This window comes from Nocardia sp. NPDC055050, from assembly GCF_053608345.1.
On the sequence record NZ_JBSGVG010000030.1, the window covers coordinates 70,813 to 90,277 of the forward strand.

The following is a 19,465-nucleotide window of genomic DNA, read 5'->3' on the forward strand; positions in this document are numbered from 1 at the left end:
CGCTGAGAAACGTGGTGTTTATACGATGTTCGATGCCCTGGGGAGGCTTCACAAGTCCCGTGCGTAGAGCTGTCGAATAGCTAGATAATTGCTGAAATTGGCCCGTTGCTTGCGGGTGTTCGGTAGGTTGACGGTATTCACGGCGAATTCAACAGGGGGGCATCGGATGAACGAACACATCAGCAATGCCACACGATCGCTCGACCTCGAAGACGGTGATCAGGTACGCCGGAATCTCGAGCACAACCTGCGGTTCGATGCAGAGTTGTGCGATAGCGGCACTGCCGCGCGCCTGCGCTCGATCGTGGACCATCTGGAAGTCGCCGTGCAGATCTGCTCACGGGAAGGAATTCCGCTTCCCGTCGTGCTAGATGAGGTAGAAGCAGCCCTCGCCGCCATGCCCCACGAAGTACCCGCCGACCGACAGGCCGGCCTCCGTCTCCACCTCGTCGACTACGTAACAGCGGCATTCGCGAAGGGGCACCTAGGGTCGCACTCGTAGTCAGAGCTTTGGGTGCCGAAAAACTTCGGGCCACGTTTCGCCGTGGCGGGTTGTTTTGGGAGCATTGTGGAAAGTGCATCGACGTGAACCTGGTGGTCCGTTCCCAACGGGCATTCCCGTGTGAAGGCGCCTGCGGGGATGAGGATGCCCGCGCCGAACTGTCGGAGGCTCGTGTTCGATGGAGAAGCACGGCGGTCGCGATGCGCTCGAAAGACCTGTGTGGCTACCGCTTTGGACCCGCGCAGAGGTTGACCCCCACTGAATATGCAGGGCGATCACCTCGAGTGTGACCAGATCTGACCTTCATAGCCGGTCTTTGTCAAGGCCGCGGTACTCCGTCATCCAAACACCACGCCTGCGGCTACCGATCGGCACCACCTGTCCGATACTGCGGCGTGAACATCCGTCCGTACTCTTGCCAGGCCGATCGAGCGAAGGGTAGCCGATGGTAACCGATCTTGGTGTGCGGGAAAGGCTCGTCGAACCCGATGGTCACCTTCTTGCGAGATACCCTGGCGCTGATCGGTTTTCACAAGGAAGGTCGCGGTGCTGTGTTCTGTCGTGCATGAATCTGAACCTCCGGAACGAAAACAGGATGCTGCCGACTACGTGACCGGCCTACGACGCTGGAGCTACTGCCGTCGGCTCATGACAAGTGCACGAAGCTGCTCACACGCTGCAGCCGCGTGACTACCGTCGAGTTGGGCCTCGAACTTCGATCGTGCCTGCTCGACCACGTTAGCTTGCGGATCAGGGGCTCCGGCAGCTACCAAGTTCAGGGCGTGGCTGACTTCGATATCGAACGGCTCAGAGGAAACCCGGAGGCCATGAACCGCAGCGTCCAATGAGGTTTCGAACCGGCGGCGAAGCTGCGCCACCGACACAGACTCTGGTCTTGTTTTCACGGTGCGCTTCCTCCATCAGCAGCCTGTGTAGGACTGCAGCAGACCCCGCTGGCTTTGTCTGCATGATTTGACTCGCGTGGATCTGAACTAAGCCATCCCCGAAACTGTCCCACAGGGGATCGATTTTTGACACCTCGCCGCAGGTGCGAACCCGAGGACGGTCATCGGTGTCGGGCAATCGTTTCGAGATCGCTGTCGACATGATCGGAGACGACCGTTGCCGAACATCGCCGCGAGGCGGCGACAGCGATCACGCTTCCATGAAGATTCGTTGGTTCGCCTTGCACGGCTGACTGAGCCGAGCTGTCCGGAGTGCTCGCAGTCAGAGTAGATCTGCTAGTTCCCGTCGAGTTGGTGTGCGATGTCACCGGTCATGCTTGTTTGTCCCACTCCTCGGATGGGTTGCACGCAGATCGCGCCGATCGAAGCGGGGCGGTCGTCGGCTCAGAGCTAGCACCCGAGGGGACGAACCTGCGACCCTTGACCTGGGCTTCTTGTGTATTCCAGTTTTCAAAAAACGCCCTGAACTGCGCAAATTATGCAGGTTGGTGCCCCCACGGCAGGGCGCCCTGCAGATGGAAACGGTCGTTACCAGCAGGTTCGCATACCGTCGAGATTGCCGAATCGCAGGCACAGTAACGACCGAGTTGCGTTCATTGCCCGCGGGGCCCGCGCTGGCCGGGAGACGTTCTCCATGGGTCGATGTGGTGGTTTTCGCTGCGGCAGTAGCGCTGATCGGGGCCTTGCCCGCAGGCCTGGCCATCTCGGGGACGCTAGGCCGGGAACCTGCCTACTGAGCAGGGGCTCAGTTTCCGTTTCCGAGTAGGTTCGCGAAGATCTGGTTGCCGAGTTCGTGGGCCTGGGTCAGGTCGAGGACCAGGTACGGGATTTCGGGGTGATCGGCAGCCCATGCCGCAGCGACGGGTCGGTCGGTGAAGAAGTTCAGGTAGTTGCAGCAGGAATTTGCCGTTGGCGCCTGGGGTGCCTTGTCCTCCGACGAACACGACAGCGGGGGTCGACGGTGAGGTGCTGATGGTCGATGGCGACAGTGATAGGGGCGTCCGTGACCGGGTCGGCGGAGTAGACGTCGGTGTCGGTGTCGGTGTCGAGCACCGTCAGGCGGATGGCATCGACTGCTCGCATCGCGTAAACGGCAGGCCCGCCGAGGATCTGGACCCGGTGTCGGGTCGGCGTGCCCAAGAACGGATAGGCCGGCGCAACCTCGCCATCGCCGTCGAGGCGAACGACATCGGACTCGTGCAACCGTCGCATCGCCGCGGCGAGTGAAATATCGTGCCCGGCAAGAACTTCGGCTAGTTCTGGCACGATGGGTGGGCGTCCTCGTTCGGCGAATCCTCACGGGATCGCCTGATGTACCCTCATTCGGCAGCATCTGCCGGATGGGCATCGGCAGGTTGAGAACTCAGCGTGTCCGTCGCATAACAGGTTTCGGACTCGGGTATGTAGCACGATGCGGTGTCGTCACGGTTGGTCGGCTCCCCGTCCTCGGCCAGCCCCAACGCTGCGCGCAGTGCCGAGACAGCGGGTGCGCCGTCGAGCCCGTCCGACGAGGGGTAGAGCCGACACGCCAGACTGGGCACTGATCCGGCCGTCGCGAAGGGGTCGCGGCCGTCGATCAGCAGGGTCGGTGAGCCGGTCATCCCGGCCGACACGGCATGTTCGGCGTCGCGTACGATGTGGTGCACGATCTCGACTTCGACCGGTCGACCGGCGACTGCTCGGCGGATGCGGTTCTCGAGTACCGGCGCATTCGGGCAGTCGGGGACCTGGAGGATCTCCAGTCTCATGAGTCTTCTCCCTGGTTCAGTGATGTCAGGATCGGGCGGCGGCGTTCGGCACGCGGGATTTCGCAGGTCGTGATGAGCTCGGCCACTGATTGCTGCATGCGGCGTAGGTCGGTATTTCGTCGTGCCGACTGCGCTACCCGTGCCAGTGCGCGCCCCGCGCAGCAGTCCGTCGGCCCGTCATCTGCAAACTGGAACAATTCCTCGATCTCGTCCGAGGTGATTCCCGTGCCCTGGGCACGATGCGATGAACGCCGCGAACCGGTGACCGTCTCCGTAGCGGTCTGGAACCCATCAGGGATCCGCGTGATCCCGAAATCGGTCAGTGCTGGCTCACCGTGAACGCTGTTCAGGATGTTGCCGGGTGTGACGTCCCGATGCAGAACGCCTAGCCGGTGCGCGGTCTCTAGATCCCCGACAACCCCCACACTCACTCGGAGCGTCTCCTCCGTCGACAACAGACTATGGCGGCGGATCCCGGCGTCGAAGGAACCATGCGGGTGGTAGGGCATCACCAGATGGAATAGACCGGACGTGGTGATGCCCACCTGTAGCACTCCCGCGATGCTAGGGCACCCGGTCAGCTTCGCTATCGCCCGATGCACCCGAAGGAACCGTTCGCGATTGCCCTTCTCGAGGTGGGCGGTAAGAGCCTTCACAGCGTAGCCAGTCCGATCCAATGCCTCCTGGGTGCAGCGATACACCTCGCCGAAACTGCCGCGCCCGATCTCCTGGGCGGCGGCAAATCCATCTTTCGCCAGCTCCGCCGTGATATCAGTGATCACGGCGGCGCGCTGAGTTTTGAATGTGTCGGTTTCGCTCATACGCGAGTCCTACTTGGTGGTGTAGTCAGATCGCTGGTTTGAGAATTTCTCGCAGTAACCGTACGCAATGATCGTGCGACTTCGGGCGGGTCGCGGCGGATTCGTTCGCTATGTTCGAGCGCTCTAGTTGGATCGATTGTCTTCGTGATACCGAATTTGATCATTGTGTCTTCTTCGGATAATCGAATGCTGTCGTTTCGAGGTCACGTCGTTGTGAACCGCCGTCGGCGTCGTTGCCTGGTAGCGCGGGTGGCGAGCACCTACACCTCGAAACGTACAGCATCCTGATCGTGTGGCTGTGCCACATATTCCAGCGAAGGCTTTAGTGGCCAAGGGGTTCCGCCGATCAGCTCCCGAACCTACCTGTCTCGTTCGACTTCCGCTTGCATGGCCGTACATGAGCCGAGTTCGAACTCCATCGTGTCAGCAGGAGGATTTACCACGTCCCGACACCAAGTTTCTCCGTGTCTCTTCGAATGCCTCGCCGCACCAACAGCAGTTGGAGAGTGTTGGTTTCGTACTCGGTTCACCATTCCTTCTAGCCTTCGCAAGTAGTTCCGCGTATGCGTATGTTGTCATACGGCGGGGGCGATTTGGTCATGTACACGGCATGTGATCGGAACGCCCACATCCATTACACATGTAGCGCCTATGTTTGCGATAGGTCTACTGCGTAATCATGGTGGAATGGGCAAATGTTCAGCAGGATCCCTATAGGGCGCGCCGATCAATTGCCCATAATCTTCAGCGATCTCAGGTGAATTTGAATGTGCCAGAGATGAATTCGCGTATCTGCCGCGATAGTTGTGAGAGCGGTTGCTGTCGGTTCGCGCAGGTGACCGCAGCGCTCGCTCACCCCGCGAGACACTGCCACACCCCGCCGACCGCACCACCATCCGGCCACCACCGCGGCTCAGAATCCGCGCCTCGGTCACCAGTGCGAGCCGACGGGCTGCTCGTCCACATGTGGCAACACGACCGGGAACTCCGCCGCAAGCACCCCTCGGCCACCGCGAAAGCGCATGTACCACAATGAGGATTCGCATCATCGGATGTTACGAATTGTGCTGGCTGTCCAGCTGGCCCGCAGGCAAGGCGATGTCGCACGCTCGCAACCGGGTTCGTGAATTGACGGGCCGCAACCGGGCGCTGCTGCGGGTGAAGTTCATCGTGGATGAGGTCAACCGCTTCCTACGCGGGCGGGCAGGGTATTTCCGATTCGGGAACTCGCCTCAACGCTTCGAGAAGATCAGGAGCTATGAACGTGGATCGCGGGATTCCTCGCGAAGAAACATCGTTCGCACCTGAGCGTTCGGGCGGTGGGTGATCGCGTATGCCTCCGACGATCAGCTCGGGCTGATCAGCCATGACGGGATCACGTTCGCACCCAGCATCTTTCGGACTTGGCGGGTGGTGCCGAATACCGGCAGCAATATCGCCGCGGGCCACATGCAGGTGCAGCAGGAGGCCCCCGTGTAGCTGTCGTGGGGCCAGCGCGTGGCGGATCGGCGGGAAAGTATTGGTGTGCAACGAATCCGATGGCTGCTCAAGTCGGATCTGGCTCGAAACTCGATCACGCCGGCGAAGGTCCGGCGAAGATCGACGCCAAGGTCTTCCCAGGTGGCAGGGCTATTTCCGCCGGTGCCGGAACTGTATTCGGGCAGAGAAAAAGCCCGCAGGAACTACTGTCCTGCTGACCCTCTCGGTCTCGTCGATGAAGGACCCTGTCCTCTCCTTCGCTACCACCTTCTTCATGAATAGGGTAGTTCCGCTTCGCATTTGGACGACGAATGACTTTTGCGGCGACGAGGCGTAGAATGGACGAACATCCACGAGGAGACCGAGGACCCATGTCTGGACGAGCGGCTGCCGCGTGTCAATATATTGCGATGCGGCGTGTGCTCGCTGACGGAAGGTCCGATCAATGACTGCTATCAATCAAATCGAGCACAGAATCACGTCCGGTGATCTCATTGCGGAGCTTGCCGCGCGGGCGCCGAGGGTCGGTGGCAACGACGGCGGATGGCCAGGACTGACTATCTATCGATTCACTGAACCGATGGACCCGCAGTGGGAGGAAATCCAGTCACTATCTCTGGGCATCGTCGCGCAGGGGCGCAAGGCAGTGACTGTCGAGGGTAAGCGCTACGTGTACGACCCGTTCAATTACCTTGTGCTGAGCAGTAATCTGCATTTTCAAGCAGAGATTCTGGAGGCGTCTGCGCGTCTGCCCTTCCTGTCGTTCGTTCTGCAGATCGACCCAGCGCTCGTTCGCAAGGTGTCGACGGACATGCTCGAGCGTCGAGCCGCGTCGTTCCCGCCGGTTCGCTTCGACGCAGAACCCGACAAGTGCGTGGTATCGGCACTGGACCTGGACCTGATGGGCACGGTGCTGCGTTTCTTGCAAGCGCTGTCGGTGGGAGCTGATCGTCGCGTGCTGGCTCCGCTGTACATGCAGGAAATGGTGTATCGCGTCCTGCAGAAGGAGCAATTCTCGCGAATGTTGCATATCGCCGCAAAGCAGGCGGCGGGCAATCCGGTTGCGGCTGCGTTGACCTACATCCGTGCCCATCTCGGCGAGCCGATGACTGTCACCGATATGGCTGAGCAGGTGAGTCTGAGCCCGTCGGCATTTTCGCATCTGTTCCGCGAGGTGACAGGCCGGTCGCCGTACCAGTTCGTGAAGGAGATTCGCCTCGACCGTGCACGCGAACTGCTCGTTGACGGTCGACTCGCTGTCACCGAGGTGTCACGTGTGGTGGGCTACGCCAGCGTATCCCACTTCATCAAGGAATTCCGGGGGCGATTCGGGACGACGCCCAGGGCCTATGCAGATGCGCAGGCCCTGGGCGAGCAAATGCGAGCGATTCGCTCAGACGCGAGCTGAGGTCAGCGCGGCAACCAGTGCCTCCGCCAACGGCCTCGATGATGCTGGGTTCTGACCGGTGTAGAGGTTGCCGTCGAGGGTGACATGCTCCTGCCATGGCGAGCCGCTCTCTTCGAACACGCCACCGCTCTCGGTGAGCCGGTTCTGCAGAAGCCACGGCGCCTTGTCTGCGAACCCCACCTGAGATTCCTCGGCGTTGCTGAATCCCGTGACACGGCGGCCTTTGAACAGCCACGATCCGTCGTCGTTGCGGGCCGGCAACAGCGCTGCCGGTCCATGGCACACCGCGGCGACGGGTTTGCTCAGTGCATCGAAGTCGCCGATGAGTGCGCCGAAAGTATCCGACACTGCAAGGTCTTCCATGGGCCCATGACCCCCTGGGACGAAGACCAGGTCGAAGTCCTCCGCGCGGACATCATTCAGATCCGTTGGTGCCGAGAGGCTCTCGGCGATGCCGTCGAGGTAGGAACGGAATCGATCTCCGGGCTCGGTTGTGCCGCCGTTCATTTCCGGCGAAAACCCAGCCTCGTCTGCTGCCGGTCGGACGCCGCCCGGCGTAGCGATCGTGATCTCGAACCCGGCGTCGGTGAACACTTCGTGCGGGACGGCCAACTCTTCGGGCCAGTATCCACAGGGATGCACAGTGCCGTCGGCCAGTGTCCAACTATCTGATCCGGTCACGGCAAAAAGTATGCGGGACATGATGATCCTCCGTCGTGTCGGTGACAACGCGGCCGACGGCCGCGCAACCCCACGCTAGGTCGGAGACGGTTGGGATCGTCGCTCGTGAGCTCGATTCCGATACAAGTCAGTCGGTCTGCGATATCGGTATCTCAGGGTCGCTCGGAATGGGCACAGATCGAGTCGGAACGCGGTACCGCCGCGGTTTCGGGTGGGTTAGCTTCGAAATGGATGTAATCGCGGTCACATTCTCACCATCCAATGACACGGGTCACATTCCACCAACCAACGACGCAGGAGGAAGCCGATGACGCGCATTGCCTACCTGGTCTCGAGCGCAACCGAGATCACCATGGCCGATGGCACAACCCATCCGACAGGGTACTTCGCCGAGGAAGCGATCAAGCCTTTCGAAAGTTTCACCGCGGCTGGTTTCGACGTCGCCGTCATCACCCCGGACGGCAAGAAGCCCACAGCCGATCCCTACGGGCTGACCTGGTACTTCCACTATCCGGAAGAAGACAAGGACTATCTCAACTCTGTCGTGCGCACCTTCGCCCACGATGTCGACGACATCCGATTCACTCTGCACCAGAACACCGGACTAGGACTTGCCGCCAGCCGTCGGATTGCAGCGGCACTCGAAGACAAGGGCATGACGTCGGCACAGGCACACGATCAGGTCAGCAAGGCAGCCAAGATCGCGTGGCGCCACGATCGACACCTCGCCGATGTGATGGTGGAGGACGGCCTGACCGCAGGACTGAGCCCCGCAGAGATTCACCAGGCCGTCGCGTCACAACGTGCAGCGAGTGAAGAACTTGCCGGCGAACGGAAAGCGCGACTCGACGACCTCGACGGATTCAATCACCCGTTGGATCTGCGCAGCCTCGGCGACGACGAACTGGCCGGCTTCGATGCGGTGTTCGCTCCGGGTGGGCACGGACCGATGGTCGACCTGGCAGACAACGCCGATGTGGGGAAACTGCTGGTTGCCTTGCACGACAAGCGTGCGCCGATCGCCTCTCTGTGCCACGGCCCCGCGCTGATGCTCTCGGCGCCCGAACGTGCTGACGGTCAATGGCTTTTCGACGGCTACCGGATGACGTGCTTCACCGACGAGGAGGAGAACCAAACCGAACCGGGCCTGCTCGGCCTGCCTTGGTACGTCGACACCGCGATAAAGAATGCCGGCGCCGTGTTCGACGATGGCCCGTCCGCGTGGGCAAGCCACGTTGTTGTCGACAGGAACGTCATCACCGGACAGAACCCGGGTTCGACCGAGGCCGTCGCCGCCGCCGTCATCACAGCGCTGAAAGCCGCGCCCTCGGCGAAAGCAGCCTGAGGTGCTGTCGTTCCTGCGCAAGACCAGAAGGAGTACCCCTGTGAACAGTCGCAGCCCGCAGAAAGTTGTCAGCGACTTTCTCGATGACTTCGCCGGACGTGACATCGACGGAGCCGTCGGCAACACTGCCGAAGACATCAACATCAACGTCTACGGACTCGATCGCCAAGATACCGGCCACGGCGCCGTCCGTACCGTCCTCGCCGACATCGTCGAGGCCTTCCCCGATCTGATCGTCACCGTGAAAAAGAACATCACCACAGGCAACGTGGTCACCACTGTGATCAACGTCCAGGGTACCCAAGCCGCCCCCTACGCCGGCGCGATCAACCAGGAAAAGCACATTGACTTGGACGAAGTGTGGCGTTTCGTCGTCGCCGAGGACCGCATCGCGCAGATCGACGCGTACTGGTGTCAACAGCAGCTCTACCGCCGCCTCGGGGTCAAGCGGCTCGACCAAATAGCAATCGTCTGAGGAGCTCACCCATGTCCAGTGCATCAGTAATTGAGTCGTCGCGCACTGCAGCACAGAACGCTGCGGTGGTGACCGAGTTCTTCGACCGGTATCGCGCACACGATGTCGACGGGATGGTGGATCTCTGCACGATCAACGCAGACTTCTCCTACCCGCCCTTCGAAGTGTGGGGTAAACAGCGCGTATTGCGTGGCGACGGCAAGGTGGGAACAGTCGGCAAGCCGATCTGGACGGGCCTGATCAGCGCGTTTCCCAACCTGTCCAATGTCGTGCATTCCGTCGATGCGAACGACGAGGGCGACGTCGTCGTCCAGGTCGATATCGGTGGAACTCAGCAGCATCCATGGGGCTTGGTCCTCCCCGCAGGGAAGACCTTCAGTGAGCCACACATATTCATCTTCCGGCTCGACAGCGATGGTCTCATCGAATCGGTGACCGGTTACTGGAACAACGCCGGAATCAGCCAACAGCTCGGCCACATGGAAGTCGACTAGAGGAGCGCAATATCATGACCCTATTGAAGCGTGAAGAGTGGCAGGGATTCGTCCGCGACGTCGACTGGACGCCCACCTACGTCGACTACGAGGCGATCTATCCTGAATGGCATTGCGGTACAGGGAAAGTGCCGCGCGAGGCGTGGCAGGGATGGGAGGAGTCCTACAAGGTCAGCTATCCCGAATATGTGGCGACCCAACGTGAAAAGGAATCCTCCACCTACGCGGTCAAGGCCGCATTGCAGCGCTCGAATACATTTCAGGAACTCGACGAGGGGTGGAAGTCGGCCACCAAAATGCATTTCGGCGGGGTCGCACTGGTCGAATACGCTGCGGTGCTCGGTGAACTGAAGATGGCACGGTTCGGACTGAACGGTTCGTGGCGCAACATGGCGACATTCGGTCAGCTCGACGAGATGCGGCACGCGCAGATCACCACGTTCTTCGGACACGAGTTCGTCGGCCAGGACGCACAGTACGACTGGACCCAGAAAACGTTCCACACCAACGACTGGGTACCTGTCGCGCTCCGAAACCTGTTCGACGGCATGATGACTGCACCCAACGTCGTCGACCTCGCGATCGAGCTGCCGTTCACCTTCGAGACCGGCTTCACCAATCTGCAGTTCATTGCTCTGTCGGCGGATGCACTGGAATCCGGCGACGTGAACTTCGCCAACATGATCTCCTCGATCCAGACCGACGAAGCTCGCCACTCTCAGCAGGGTGGCCCCACGATGGAGATCCTGGTCGAGCACGACCCGGTCCGCGCACAGTGGGTGATCGACAAGAGCTTCTGGGGCTCGGCCCGAGCCTTTGCCGCGCTCACCGGACCGGCGATGGACTACTACACCCCTCTCGAACACCGCAAGCAGTCTTACCGGGAGTTCATGGAGGAGTGGATCATCGACCAGTACATCCACACGATCGAAGACTATGGACTGAAGAAGCCGTGGTACTGGGATGAGTTCATCACTGGACTCGACACCTGGCACCACGGGTTGCACATGGGTCTGTGGTACTGGCGTCCCACTGTGTGGTGGCGGCCGAAGGCCGGCGTCAGCAAGGACGAACGCGCTTGGCTCGCTTCCAAATACCCCAACTGGGAGAACGTCTACGGCGACAAATGGGACGTGATGATCGACCAGGTCAACGCAAACAATGTCGAGGCGACATTGCCCGAAACACTGCCGTGGCTGTGCAGCACCTGTCACCTCCCGTGCTGCAACGCGACCCCGTCGCGCAACGGGGAGTGGAAGGTTCGCACGTGGCAGCTCGACTACGACGGCAGGAAGTACCACTTCTGCACCAACGCCTGCCGGCAGATCTTCTGGAAAGACCGTGACAACGTCAATCACGAGACGCTCATCGACCGGTTCCTGGGCGGTCAGATCCAGCCGATGGATGTCGGCGGGATCCTGAACTACATGGGTATGACGCCCGACACCATGGGCGACGACCCTGATTACGGTGCCTGGACCCGCGACTATGTCGGCCGCGCGGTCGAGGGTATCGCGGCCGCAGCGGTTCAGGGGGCGACGCGATGACACAGTCTGGAGAAACAATCGAGTTGGGGCCCGCGGATCGGGCACCCGAGTTGGTGCCGCTGAACGCGATCTTCGCGACGGACTTCGTCCAGATCCTGGTGCCGGTGACCACTGCTGACACCATGACCGAAGTGGCGGCGGCGGTCGCCCATCACGTCGAGGGCAAACGCGTGCGTGCCCGCCCATATGAGAAGGTCGTCATCCACAACGGTCGGGTCGTCCCCGCGGAGATGACCGTCGCCGAAGCCGGCTTCGCACCACTCGACCACATCGCGGTCGAGTACCTCGTGCCCAAGGGAGCGTCATGAACAGTGTTGTCGGTCCCATCCTGCGCATGGGTGACCAGATCGAAGAAGTTATCGCCGCCATCCGCGACGACAATCCCGACCAAGACATCGAGATCATCGACCGCGGGTCGTATGTGCGGGTCCAAGGACATGACCGAATTCGTGTCACGCAGAACACACTTCGCGAGTATCTGGGCGCGGACTACGAGATTCGTTCTTTCGGGACGATGATGTCGTCTTTCGTCGGCCGTGTGGTCAACAACAGCGACGAAATCGTGTGGGAGAACATCAAACGCACCGCGCCCGAAGGAGTAGTCGCTCATGACTGAACAAGTTCGCAAACCACGCGCACGCCGCACGTTCAGTGCGTTCGGTGAAATTCGCAAGATGCCGAGCGAATACGAGATCGTGACGCACGGGCAGAACTGGACAACGCGGCAGAACCGTACGTCGGCGTTCGAACAGAATCCATCCTCTGCGCCCAACATGTGGTTCAAAACGTACCGGGACAACTCGGCCCTGAAAGCCCATGACTGGGAGCAGTTTCGCGACCCGGACCAGTACACCTATCGGTCCTACGTCAACGCCCAGGCGGAGTCCGAGTCGAAGGTGCACGGCGTGCTCGAGGAGTACGCGTCGGCCGGTTCCGCTGCGGCCCTTGCCCCGGGCTGGGTCGAGACCCTGGCCACCCTGTACACACCGTCGCGCTATCTCGTGCACGGTTGTCAGCAGATCGAGGCCTACATCGGCTACATGGCGCCGACGTCCTACGTCACGAACACGGCGGGTCTGGCCACTGCGGACTTCCTGCGCCGGGTCACCACGATCGCGTACCGCACTCGGGAATTGCAGCTAGCACAACCGAGCTCCGACATCGGCACCGATCGCGAACGCAGAATGTGGGAGACACATCCCGGATGGCAACCCGCCCGCAAGGCAGTCGAGAGCGTGCTCGTCACCTACGACTACGGCGAGGCGTTCACGGCGCTCAACCTCGTGCTGCTGCCGACGTTGGACGACGTTCTCACCCGCCAATTCGGTGAGATGGCCCGCGACAACGGCGACGAACTGACCTGCCTTCTGCACGGCTTCCTCGATGCGGACAACCAGCGACGAAACCGGTGGAGCATCGCCCTGGCGAATTTCGCGATCACCCAGGAGCCCACCAGCGCATCGGCAATCGACAAATGGGTGGCCAAGTGGTCCCCGATCGCCGATGCCGCTGCACAAGGGCTCGCGACGATCCTCGCAGAGACTCCCGAAATCCCACGCAACGCTGACGCCGTCAGTGCCGGTGCCAAGGCCGCACGCGAAGGCTTGCTTCGCGGCATCCTCGCACCAGCCGAGGCGGTGGAGAAGGTGAGCACGCCATGATGACAGAGGACGCCACCCGGCACTGGCACGACGCTCAGGACATCGACGACTTGTGGGAAGGTGACATGGTCGGTGTCGAGATCGACGGCACCAAGGTTCTCGTGGTGAATGTCGACGGTGCAGTCCGTGCCTTTGAAAACAAGTGCCCGCACCAGGCATGGGCACTCGACGAAGGTGACTTCGACGGTGAGTCGATCACCTGCATCCGGCATATGTGGACCTTCGCCGCCGATACCGGCGCAGGGATCAACCCGGACGACACCACACTGAAGTCGTTCCCGTGCAGGGTGAATGCCGACGGTATGATCCAGGTCGACGTCGGATGACTACCGTACGACACGTTGTCGTCGGAGGAGGGGTGGCGGCGGCCTCAGCCGTTGCCACCCTTCGCTCCGGCGGCTTCGCCGGCGAACTCGTCCTCGTCAGTGACGACGACACTGTGCCCTACGAGCGACCACCGCTGTCGAAAGACTTCCTGGAACCTGGTACACCCTCGATACCGACGCTGGTTCGCGAGCCACAGTGGTACGTCGACCACCAAGTGCAGACCCTTCTCGGGGTAAAGGCTCAACGCCTCGACCCACGAGCAAGGCGCTTGGAACTCTCGACCGGCGAATCGCTGTCCTACGACGGACTCGTCTTGGCGACCGGAGTCCGCGCTCGGCCGGCACCGGGCGGCGCGAGCGACCGAATACTCACGCTGCGGTCATTCGCGGACGCCGAGTTGTTGCGTTCTCGGCTCGCATCAGCCGAATGCATCGCCGTTCTCGGCGGCGGATTCATCGGCTGCGAGGTCGCGGCAACTGCGGTGGGTCTCGGGAAACGCGCCACCATCGTGGAACGCGCCGACGTCTTGATGAACAAAGCACTCGGCCCTTCGATCGGCGCCGTTTTCACCGACATACACCGCGCCAAAGGGGTTGGGCTGCATCTCAACAGCGTCGTTCTCGGCGTCCACGACACCGGTTCGTCGGCTGTCGTGCGTACCAATCACGGTTCCATCGAGGTCGACCTCGTCGTCGTCGGAGCGGGCTCATTGCCCAACGTAGAACTGGCCGCCGAGGCCGGCATCGTCACCGACAACGGCATCGTCACCGACCAATTCTGCCGAACGAACGCGCCGAACGTGTACGCCGCCGGCGACGTCGCCTCCTCCTATCACCCGTTCTACAACCAGCACCTGCGGGTCGAACACCACGACACCGCCATCCGGCACGGCGCGGCGGCAGCGCGCAACCTTTTGGGCCACGACGAGCCGTTCGTCGAGGCGCACTGGTTCTGGTCCGATCAATACGAACACAACCTGCAGCGGACCGGGCGCGCCGAGGCTTCGGACGAAGTCGTCATCCGTGGCTCGCTCGACGACCTGAAATTCTCGGCATTCGCCTTGCGGGACGGGCACATTCGCAGCGTGATCTCGCTCAACCAGCCGCGCGACGCGATCGCGGTGCGCCGGTTGCTGTTCGTCGACCATGCCGTGACGGCCGACCAGCTGCGAGACCAGGCGATGCCGCTCAACCGACTGCGCTCACGTGTGCCCGCCAGCGCCACAGCAGAGGAGAGGACCTCATGACTCTCGTGACCGCACTGACGATTACCGAATCGCAAGTGCGCGTGCCGTGGGAGGAGGCGCGTGCGGCACTCGACACCGTCACCGGCCTCACCGCACCCCAAGCGCGGGAGAAGCTGCGCTTCGCAGCCGGCCACACCTGCGAACCGGTCGCCCGCATCATCGACAAAGCGATGTCGGACGCGCGGTCTTCGGGCCTCGACCCGCAACAGCTCGTGGTCACCGCCGCAGCCGTGACCGCGGGTGAGGACATCGTGCGGGTACGACGCAAGGCGCACGGGAAAGCCGACTGGATCGCCAGCGCCACCAGCGACATCCGGTTCGACCTGACCCCGAGAGGCCTCTACGAGGCTACCGGTGCCGACGTCGCGCCGGCTCCGTTGCCGGCTGCGTCACGCCGCGAGGATGACGTGGCCGATCGTGGACCTGCCGACCGTGATCCGCTGGCCGACTCTGTCCGTGAACTCCTATACGAGGTCATCGATCCCGACCTCGGCATCAACATCGTGGACCTAGGATTCGTTCGCAACGTGGCGGTCGAGCTGGGCCGCGTGGCCATCATCACCATGACACTGACGTCTGCGGCCTGCCCGCTGACCGAGATCATGTCCGACCAGATGCGCGCCGCGCTGCTGCCGGCAGAAGGTGATCGGATCGTCTCCGACTTCCGCATCGAGTGGCAATGGGTTCCAGCATGGAAGCCGTCCGACATCACCGCCGATGGCTGCGAACAACTGCAGGCCATCGGATTCACCATCTGAGCTCACCCACCGGAGGGAACACATCATGGGACACGTCATCATCGCCACCTGGACCGCAAAAGAAGGCGAGGCCGACTACATCCGGTCGATCCTCGAGAAAATGACCCAGGGCAACCGCGCCGAAGAGAAGTCGGTCCACTTCCAAGCACAGGTCAGCAACGATGACCCGAACACTTTCGTCGTCTACGAGCATTACACCGACGCGACCGGCTACGAGGAACACCGCGCCTCCGAGCCGTTTCAAACGCTCGTCCTCGGTGAGGTCATTCCGCGCCTGCAGAGCCGCTCGGTGACAACGTTCACGACAGTCGGCGACGAAGGGTGAGCACAGGTCTTCAGTCCGTGATGGACCTGCCACTCGCTGACGTCGACCCCGAGCTCGCCGCTGCGATGGCCGGCGAGCTCGGGCGGCAACGCTCGACGCTGGAAATGATCGCCTCCGAGAACCTCGTACCACGTTCGGTCTTGGAGGCCCAAGGCTCGGTTCTGACCAACAAATATGCTGAGGGATACCCCCGGCGCAGGTATTACGGCGGCTGCGAGTTCGTCGACGTCGTTGAGCAACTCGCGATAGACCGCGTCAAAGCACTGTTTGGAGCTGAGCACGCCAACGTCCAGCCACACGCAGGTGCGCAAGCGAGTGCAGCCGCGCTGAGCACCTTCGCCCAACCCGGGGACACCATCTTGGGTTTGGACCTCGCACACGGCGGTCACCTCACCCACGGCATGCGGCTCAATTTCTCGGGCAAGCTCTATCGCGCGGCGGCCTATCAGGTCGATCCTCGGACGTCGCGGATCGACATGGACCAGGTGCTCGCCATTGCCCGCGCCGAACGCCCGCGGGTCCTCATCGCCGGATGGTCGGCCTATCCACGAGAACTCGACTTCGAGGCATTCCGCGCTGTGGCCGACGACGTGGGGGCCACACTGTGGGTGGACATGGCACATTTCGCAGGGCTTGTCGCCGCAGGACTTCACCCGTCGCCGATCCCGTATGCCGATGTCGTCACCACCACGGTGCACAAGACCCTCGGCGGGCCGCGTTCCGCGGTCATCCTCACGACGGCGGAGCATGCAAAGGCCATAGACAGCAACGTCTTTCCCGGTCAGCAGGGCGGCCCCCTGATGCACGCCATCGCGGCCAAGGCTGTTGCGATCAAGATCGCTGCCAGCGCGGAATTCCGTACCAGGCAGCGCAACTCGGTCGAGGGGGCACGGCTGCTCGCGGCCCGCCTGTCAGAGACCGACGTGCAGAGCACAGGGATCGCCGTCCTCACCGGCGGTACCGACGTACACCTCGCCATGGTGGACCTGCGCGACTCACCTTTGACCGGACGCGACGGCGAAGACGCCTTGCACCGTGTCGGAATCACCGTGAATCGCAACGCGGTACCTTTCGATCCGCGTCCGCCGATGGTCACCTCCGGACTTCGAATCGGCACGCCCGCACTGGCCACGCGGGGATTCGGCCGCGAGGAGTTCACCGAGGTGGCCGACATAGTCGCCGAAACACTCATCGGCGGCGACGAAGCGGAGTTGGCCGCCCGAGCAACCACGCTCGCCGACGCCTTCCCCATCTACCCGTACTTGCCTGACACCGCAAAGAACTACGCAGAGGTGTAGCCCTCCGCAGTCGCGACAGGTGTCGACTCGGGCGCCGCCGGACCCGGCACTGCAAACGCCAACGGTTGCCGGTTCCGTCGCAATCCTTGCCAGAGCACCTCACTACTCCCTTGGAGTCCCCACTATGACCACCGCACTGCTGAGCAAGCTCGACGACCTGGTCGCCGGATTACCCACCGAGCTGTTGCCCAGCGACTGCTTGTGTGTTCGTCACCGCGACGTCACACCGATGGAAAGAGTTGTTCCGTGACCGACATCCGGGAAATCATCGCAGAACTCGACGCCACCAATGGCGTTCTCATCGGCGGCCACTGGGGACCAGGAAACGGGACTCCCTCCTTCGCAGTCGACGACCCAGCGACTGCCGAGCCCATCGCCTATGTCGCGGACGGTACGCAGACAGACGCCAAGTCGGCGGTCGATGCGGCCACCGCCGGTTTGGCCAGATGGGCGGCACACCCTCCACGGGCGCGAAGTGAAATCCTCTACCGCACCCGAGAGCTGATGGTTCGCGATGTGGAGCGTCTCGCATTGCTCATTGCCGCGGAAAACGGCAAGTCACTGGCGGACGCGCGGGCGGAAGTGGTTTACGCGGCGGAATTCTTCCGCTGGTACGCCGAAGAGGCGGTGCGCCCCCACGGTGACTATGGATCCTCTCCCGTGGGGGGAACCCGAACGATCGTCACGCATCGGCCGGTCGGGGTGGCCGCGCTCGTCACACCTTGGAACTTTCCCGCAGCAATGGCCGCCCGCAAGATCGCTCCGGCGTTGGCTGCGGGCTGCACCGTGGTCCTCAAGCCGGCCACCGAAACTCCTCTCACGGCGATTGCCATCGCGCGACTGCTTATCGAGGCCGGCACTCCTGACGGTGTGGTCAATGTCGTGCCCACCACCGATGCACCCGGTGTGGTGACGGCATGGCTGGAGGACAGCCGTGTCCGCAAGATCTCGTTCACCGGTTCGACCGCCGTAGGACGGATCCTGCTCCGCCAGGCCGCTGACCGTGTCGTGAATTCCTCGATGGAACTCGGCGGCAATGCGCCGTTCGTGGTGACAGCCGACGCGGACATCGACGCGGCCGTCGCTGGTGCGATGCTCGCCAAGTTCCGCAACGGTGGCCAAGCATGCACCGCAGCCAACACCCTGTTCGTGCATGCCGATATCGCAGACGACTTCGTCGCTCGGCTCGGCGCCAAAGTCGAAGCATTGGACATCGGACCGGCGTCGGCGGGGGCCGACATCGGACCGATAATCTCGAAACGCGCAGTCGAGGGTGTCGCTCAATTGGTCGAGAAGGCCGTCGCTGACGGCGCTACGATCGCCCATCAATCGACTCCGGCTCAAGCTGCTGGCTATTTCTTTCCGGCCATGGTACTTACCGGGGTGCCCGCAGAAGCGGCCGTCGTGCAGGAAGAAATCTTCGGGCCCGTGGCACCCGTGGTCACGTGGACAGACGTCGATGCTCTCATCGCGAGTATCAACGCCAGCGAGTTCGGGCTAGCAGCCTACGTGTTCGCCGGAGACACCAAGGACGCCATCAAGATCGCCGAACGTCTCGAGGCCGGCATGGTCGGTATCAACCGCGGATTGGTTTCGGACCCATCGGCGCCATTCGGCGGCTTCAAACAAAGCGGAATGGGTCGGGAGGGTGCGCGCATCGGTATCGAGGAGTACACCGAAGTCCAGTACTTCAGTATTGATTGGTGAACACAGGACGCGCAGTCGGCGGGTCCAAAATGCCTTCGCTCGACTTCTGGCGTCAGGCACCGAAGTAAATCGCGCGACAATAGTGGATTTCTGATGTCCGCACAGCTAGAGGAGTGAAATCATGTCACCCGAAACCACAACTGTGTACACCACGACGACGTCGTCTATGAACGTGTCCGCCACCATCACCCAGGAGGAGATCTTCGCGGGTCACCTCGGTGGAAAGCTGTCTGTCGAGCTCAGCGCCCCCCTCGAGACCCAGCGCGACCTGTCCATCGCCTACACCCCCGGTGTCGCCCAGGTCAGCCGGGCGATCGCCGAGGACGCCGCGCTCACCAAGACCTACACCTGGACCGACCGGCTCGTGGTCGTGGTCAGCGACGGCACCGCCGTGCTCGGCCTCGGCGACATCGGCCCGCGCGCCTCGCTGCCCGTGATGGAGGGCAAGGCCGCGCTGTTCAAGAAGTTCGCCGGCCTGAACTCGATCCCGCTGGTGCTCGACACCACCGATCCCGACGAGATCGTCCAGACGCTGATCCACCTGCGTCCGAGCTTCGGCGCGGTGAACCTGGAAGACATCTCCGCCCCGCGCTGCTTCGAGATCGAGCGCCGCGTGATCGAGGCGCTGGACTGCCCGGTCATGCACGACGACCAGCACGGCACCGCTATCGTGGTGCT

Annotated in this window: 23 protein-coding genes and 1 pseudogene; 19 read left to right on the top strand and 5 right to left on the bottom strand. The window is 62.2% G+C overall.

Going from position 1 to position 19,465, the window contains the following annotated elements:
- Positions 1-166: 166 nt before the first annotated feature.
- Complete coding sequence (locus ACWGCN_RS26175) at positions 167-502, top strand: hypothetical protein (RefSeq protein ID WP_452457905.1); 336 nt, start codon at positions 167-169, stop codon at positions 500-502.
- A 1,710-nt stretch (positions 503-2,212) separates the two neighbouring features.
- Here the strand turns inward: ACWGCN_RS26175 and merB (ACWGCN_RS26180) are convergent.
- The 4 genes from merB (ACWGCN_RS26180) to ACWGCN_RS26195 are packed head-to-tail and all read right to left on the bottom strand — an operon-like array spanning position 2,213 to position 4,036.
- A complete protein-coding gene (gene merB / locus ACWGCN_RS26180) occupies positions 2,213-2,416 on the bottom strand; it encodes an organomercurial lyase (RefSeq protein ID WP_452457933.1) in 204 nt (67 codons plus the stop codon).
- Positions 2,350-2,733 carry an organomercurial lyase gene (gene merB / locus ACWGCN_RS26185; protein WP_452457906.1) on the bottom strand — a complete coding sequence of 128 codons (384 nt, stop codon included), beginning with the start codon at positions 2,731-2,733 and terminating at the stop codon, positions 2,350-2,352. Before merB (ACWGCN_RS26185) ends, merB (ACWGCN_RS26180) begins: the two co-directional genes overlap by 67 nt.
- Before the next feature lie 53 nt (positions 2,734-2,786).
- Positions 2,787-3,215, bottom strand: coding sequence for an alkylmercury lyase (locus ACWGCN_RS26190; RefSeq protein ID WP_452457907.1), 429 nt, complete (start codon positions 3,213-3,215; stop codon positions 2,787-2,789).
- A complete protein-coding gene (locus ACWGCN_RS26195) occupies positions 3,212-4,036 on the bottom strand; it encodes a protein kinase domain-containing protein (RefSeq protein WP_452457908.1) in 825 nt (274 codons plus the stop codon). Before ACWGCN_RS26195 ends, ACWGCN_RS26190 begins: the two co-directional genes overlap by 4 nt.
- 1,098 nt (positions 4,037-5,134) lie before the next feature.
- Between ACWGCN_RS26195 and ACWGCN_RS26200 the strand changes: the two genes are divergently transcribed.
- From ACWGCN_RS26200 to ACWGCN_RS26210, 3 genes are all read left to right on the top strand, one after another.
- Positions 5,135-5,344 carry a group II intron maturase-specific domain-containing protein gene (locus ACWGCN_RS26200; RefSeq protein ID WP_452457909.1) on the top strand — a complete coding sequence of 70 codons (210 nt, stop codon included), beginning with the start codon at positions 5,135-5,137 and terminating at the stop codon, positions 5,342-5,344.
- 15 nt (positions 5,345-5,359) lie between these two features.
- Positions 5,360-5,515, top strand: coding sequence for a hypothetical protein (locus tag ACWGCN_RS26205; protein ID WP_452457910.1), 156 nt, complete (start codon positions 5,360-5,362; stop codon positions 5,513-5,515).
- 445 nt (positions 5,516-5,960) lie between these two features.
- Positions 5,961-6,923 carry an AraC family transcriptional regulator N-terminal domain-containing protein gene (locus tag ACWGCN_RS26210; protein ID WP_452457911.1) on the top strand — a complete coding sequence of 321 codons (963 nt, stop codon included), beginning with the start codon at positions 5,961-5,963 and terminating at the stop codon, positions 6,921-6,923.
- On the opposite strand, the gene ACWGCN_RS26215 is transcribed toward ACWGCN_RS26210, so the two are convergent.
- Positions 6,909-7,625, bottom strand: coding sequence for a type 1 glutamine amidotransferase domain-containing protein (locus ACWGCN_RS26215; RefSeq protein WP_452457912.1), 717 nt, complete (start codon positions 7,623-7,625; stop codon positions 6,909-6,911). The two genes, ACWGCN_RS26210 and ACWGCN_RS26215, sit on opposite strands and share 15 nt — an antisense overlap.
- Positions 7,626-7,911: 286 nt before the next feature.
- Between ACWGCN_RS26215 and ACWGCN_RS26220 the strand changes: the two genes are divergently transcribed.
- The 15 genes and pseudogenes from ACWGCN_RS26220 to ACWGCN_RS26290 form a co-directional block, all read left to right on the top strand.
- The gene (locus ACWGCN_RS26220) at positions 7,912-8,949 is read left to right on the top strand and encodes a DJ-1/PfpI family protein (protein ID WP_452457913.1); all 1,038 of its coding nucleotides are present in this window, start codon (positions 7,912-7,914) and stop codon (positions 8,947-8,949) included.
- A gap of 40 nt (positions 8,950-8,989) precedes the next feature.
- On the top strand, positions 8,990-9,424 hold the full coding sequence (locus ACWGCN_RS26225) for a nuclear transport factor 2 family protein (protein ID WP_452457914.1): 435 nt from the start codon (positions 8,990-8,992) through the stop codon (positions 9,422-9,424).
- Between the two features lie 68 nt (positions 9,425-9,492).
- Positions 9,493-9,918, top strand: coding sequence for a nuclear transport factor 2 family protein (locus tag ACWGCN_RS26230; protein WP_452457915.1), 426 nt, complete (start codon positions 9,493-9,495; stop codon positions 9,916-9,918).
- Positions 9,919-9,932: 14 nt separating this feature from the next.
- Positions 9,933-11,465, top strand: coding sequence for a toluene monooxygenase (locus ACWGCN_RS26235; protein WP_452457916.1), 1,533 nt, complete (start codon positions 9,933-9,935; stop codon positions 11,463-11,465).
- A complete protein-coding gene (locus tag ACWGCN_RS26240) occupies positions 11,462-11,773 on the top strand; it encodes a toluene-4-monooxygenase system B family protein (RefSeq protein WP_452457917.1) in 312 nt (103 codons plus the stop codon). The genes ACWGCN_RS26235 and ACWGCN_RS26240 overlap by 4 nt, the downstream gene beginning before the upstream one ends.
- Positions 11,770-12,081: an MmoB/DmpM family protein gene (locus ACWGCN_RS26245; protein WP_452457918.1), complete on the top strand. Its 312-nt coding sequence runs from the start codon at positions 11,770-11,772 to the stop codon at positions 12,079-12,081. Before ACWGCN_RS26240 ends, ACWGCN_RS26245 begins: the two co-directional genes overlap by 4 nt.
- Entirely contained in the window at positions 12,074-13,126 is a 1,053-nt protein-coding gene (locus tag ACWGCN_RS26250) for a toluene hydroxylase (protein WP_452457919.1), read from the top strand. The genes ACWGCN_RS26245 and ACWGCN_RS26250 overlap by 8 nt, the downstream gene beginning before the upstream one ends.
- The gene (locus tag ACWGCN_RS26255) at positions 13,123-13,452 is read left to right on the top strand and encodes a Rieske 2Fe-2S domain-containing protein (protein WP_452457920.1); all 330 of its coding nucleotides are present in this window, start codon (positions 13,123-13,125) and stop codon (positions 13,450-13,452) included. The genes ACWGCN_RS26250 and ACWGCN_RS26255 overlap by 4 nt, the downstream gene beginning before the upstream one ends.
- On the top strand, positions 13,449-14,699 hold the full coding sequence (locus ACWGCN_RS26260) for an NAD(P)/FAD-dependent oxidoreductase (protein ID WP_452457921.1): 1,251 nt from the start codon (positions 13,449-13,451) through the stop codon (positions 14,697-14,699). The genes ACWGCN_RS26255 and ACWGCN_RS26260 overlap by 4 nt, the downstream gene beginning before the upstream one ends.
- Positions 14,696-15,457 (top strand): iron-sulfur cluster assembly protein, encoded by a 762-nt coding sequence (locus tag ACWGCN_RS26265; RefSeq protein WP_452457922.1) that lies wholly within the window; start codon positions 14,696-14,698, stop codon positions 15,455-15,457. The genes ACWGCN_RS26260 and ACWGCN_RS26265 overlap by 4 nt, the downstream gene beginning before the upstream one ends.
- A 25-nt stretch (positions 15,458-15,482) precedes the next feature.
- Entirely contained in the window at positions 15,483-15,782 is a 300-nt protein-coding gene (locus ACWGCN_RS26270; RefSeq protein ID WP_452457923.1) for a putative quinol monooxygenase, read from the top strand.
- A gap of 20 nt (positions 15,783-15,802) precedes the next feature.
- Positions 15,803-17,080, top strand: a complete 1,278-nt coding sequence (glyA, locus tag ACWGCN_RS26275) for a serine hydroxymethyltransferase (protein ID WP_452457924.1) — start codon at positions 15,803-15,805, stop codon at positions 17,078-17,080.
- 124 nt (positions 17,081-17,204) lie between these two features.
- Positions 17,205-17,330 (top strand): hypothetical protein, encoded by a 126-nt coding sequence (locus ACWGCN_RS26280; RefSeq protein WP_452457925.1) that lies wholly within the window; start codon positions 17,205-17,207, stop codon positions 17,328-17,330.
- Positions 17,327-18,787, top strand: coding sequence for an NAD-dependent succinate-semialdehyde dehydrogenase (locus ACWGCN_RS26285; RefSeq protein WP_452457926.1), 1,461 nt, complete (start codon positions 17,327-17,329; stop codon positions 18,785-18,787). The genes ACWGCN_RS26280 and ACWGCN_RS26285 overlap by 4 nt, the downstream gene beginning before the upstream one ends.
- A gap of 166 nt (positions 18,788-18,953) precedes the next feature.
- A pseudogene (locus tag ACWGCN_RS26290) lies at positions 18,954-19,465 on the top strand (NAD-dependent malic enzyme); the annotation flags it as partial.

What these genes read in the sequence shown, in the direction of transcription:
- ACWGCN_RS26280 (WP_452457925.1), top strand. Translation starts at nt 17,205, where the DNA reads ATGACCACCGCACTGCTGAGCAAGCTCGACGACCTGGTCGCCGGATTA.
- ACWGCN_RS26195 (WP_452457908.1), bottom strand. Translation starts at nt 4,036, where the DNA reads ATGAGCGAAACCGACACATTCAAAACTCAGCGCGCCGCCGTGATCACT.
- ACWGCN_RS26240 (WP_452457917.1), top strand. Translation starts at nt 11,462, where the DNA reads ATGACACAGTCTGGAGAAACAATCGAGTTGGGGCCCGCGGATCGGGCA.
- glyA (WP_452457924.1), top strand. Translation starts at nt 15,803, where the DNA reads ATGGACCTGCCACTCGCTGACGTCGACCCCGAGCTCGCCGCTGCGATG.
- ACWGCN_RS26210 (WP_452457911.1), top strand. Translation starts at nt 5,961, where the DNA reads ATGACTGCTATCAATCAAATCGAGCACAGAATCACGTCCGGTGATCTC.
- ACWGCN_RS26215 (WP_452457912.1), bottom strand. Translation starts at nt 7,625, where the DNA reads ATGTCCCGCATACTTTTTGCCGTGACCGGATCAGATAGTTGGACACTG.
- ACWGCN_RS26270 (WP_452457923.1), top strand. Translation starts at nt 15,483, where the DNA reads ATGGGACACGTCATCATCGCCACCTGGACCGCAAAAGAAGGCGAGGCC.
- ACWGCN_RS26190 (WP_452457907.1), bottom strand. Translation starts at nt 3,215, where the DNA reads ATGAGACTGGAGATCCTCCAGGTCCCCGACTGCCCGAATGCGCCGGTA.
- ACWGCN_RS26200 (WP_452457909.1), top strand. Translation starts at nt 5,135, where the DNA reads ATGTCGCACGCTCGCAACCGGGTTCGTGAATTGACGGGCCGCAACCGG.
- ACWGCN_RS26255 (WP_452457920.1), top strand. Translation starts at nt 13,123, where the DNA reads ATGATGACAGAGGACGCCACCCGGCACTGGCACGACGCTCAGGACATC.
- ACWGCN_RS26265 (WP_452457922.1), top strand. Translation starts at nt 14,696, where the DNA reads ATGACTCTCGTGACCGCACTGACGATTACCGAATCGCAAGTGCGCGTG.
- ACWGCN_RS26235 (WP_452457916.1), top strand. Translation starts at nt 9,933, where the DNA reads ATGACCCTATTGAAGCGTGAAGAGTGGCAGGGATTCGTCCGCGACGTC.
- ACWGCN_RS26245 (WP_452457918.1), top strand. Translation starts at nt 11,770, where the DNA reads ATGAACAGTGTTGTCGGTCCCATCCTGCGCATGGGTGACCAGATCGAA.
- ACWGCN_RS26175 (WP_452457905.1), top strand. Translation starts at nt 167, where the DNA reads ATGAACGAACACATCAGCAATGCCACACGATCGCTCGACCTCGAAGAC.
- ACWGCN_RS26250 (WP_452457919.1), top strand. Translation starts at nt 12,074, where the DNA reads ATGACTGAACAAGTTCGCAAACCACGCGCACGCCGCACGTTCAGTGCG.
- ACWGCN_RS26260 (WP_452457921.1), top strand. Translation starts at nt 13,449, where the DNA reads ATGACTACCGTACGACACGTTGTCGTCGGAGGAGGGGTGGCGGCGGCC.
- ACWGCN_RS26220 (WP_452457913.1), top strand. Translation starts at nt 7,912, where the DNA reads ATGACGCGCATTGCCTACCTGGTCTCGAGCGCAACCGAGATCACCATG.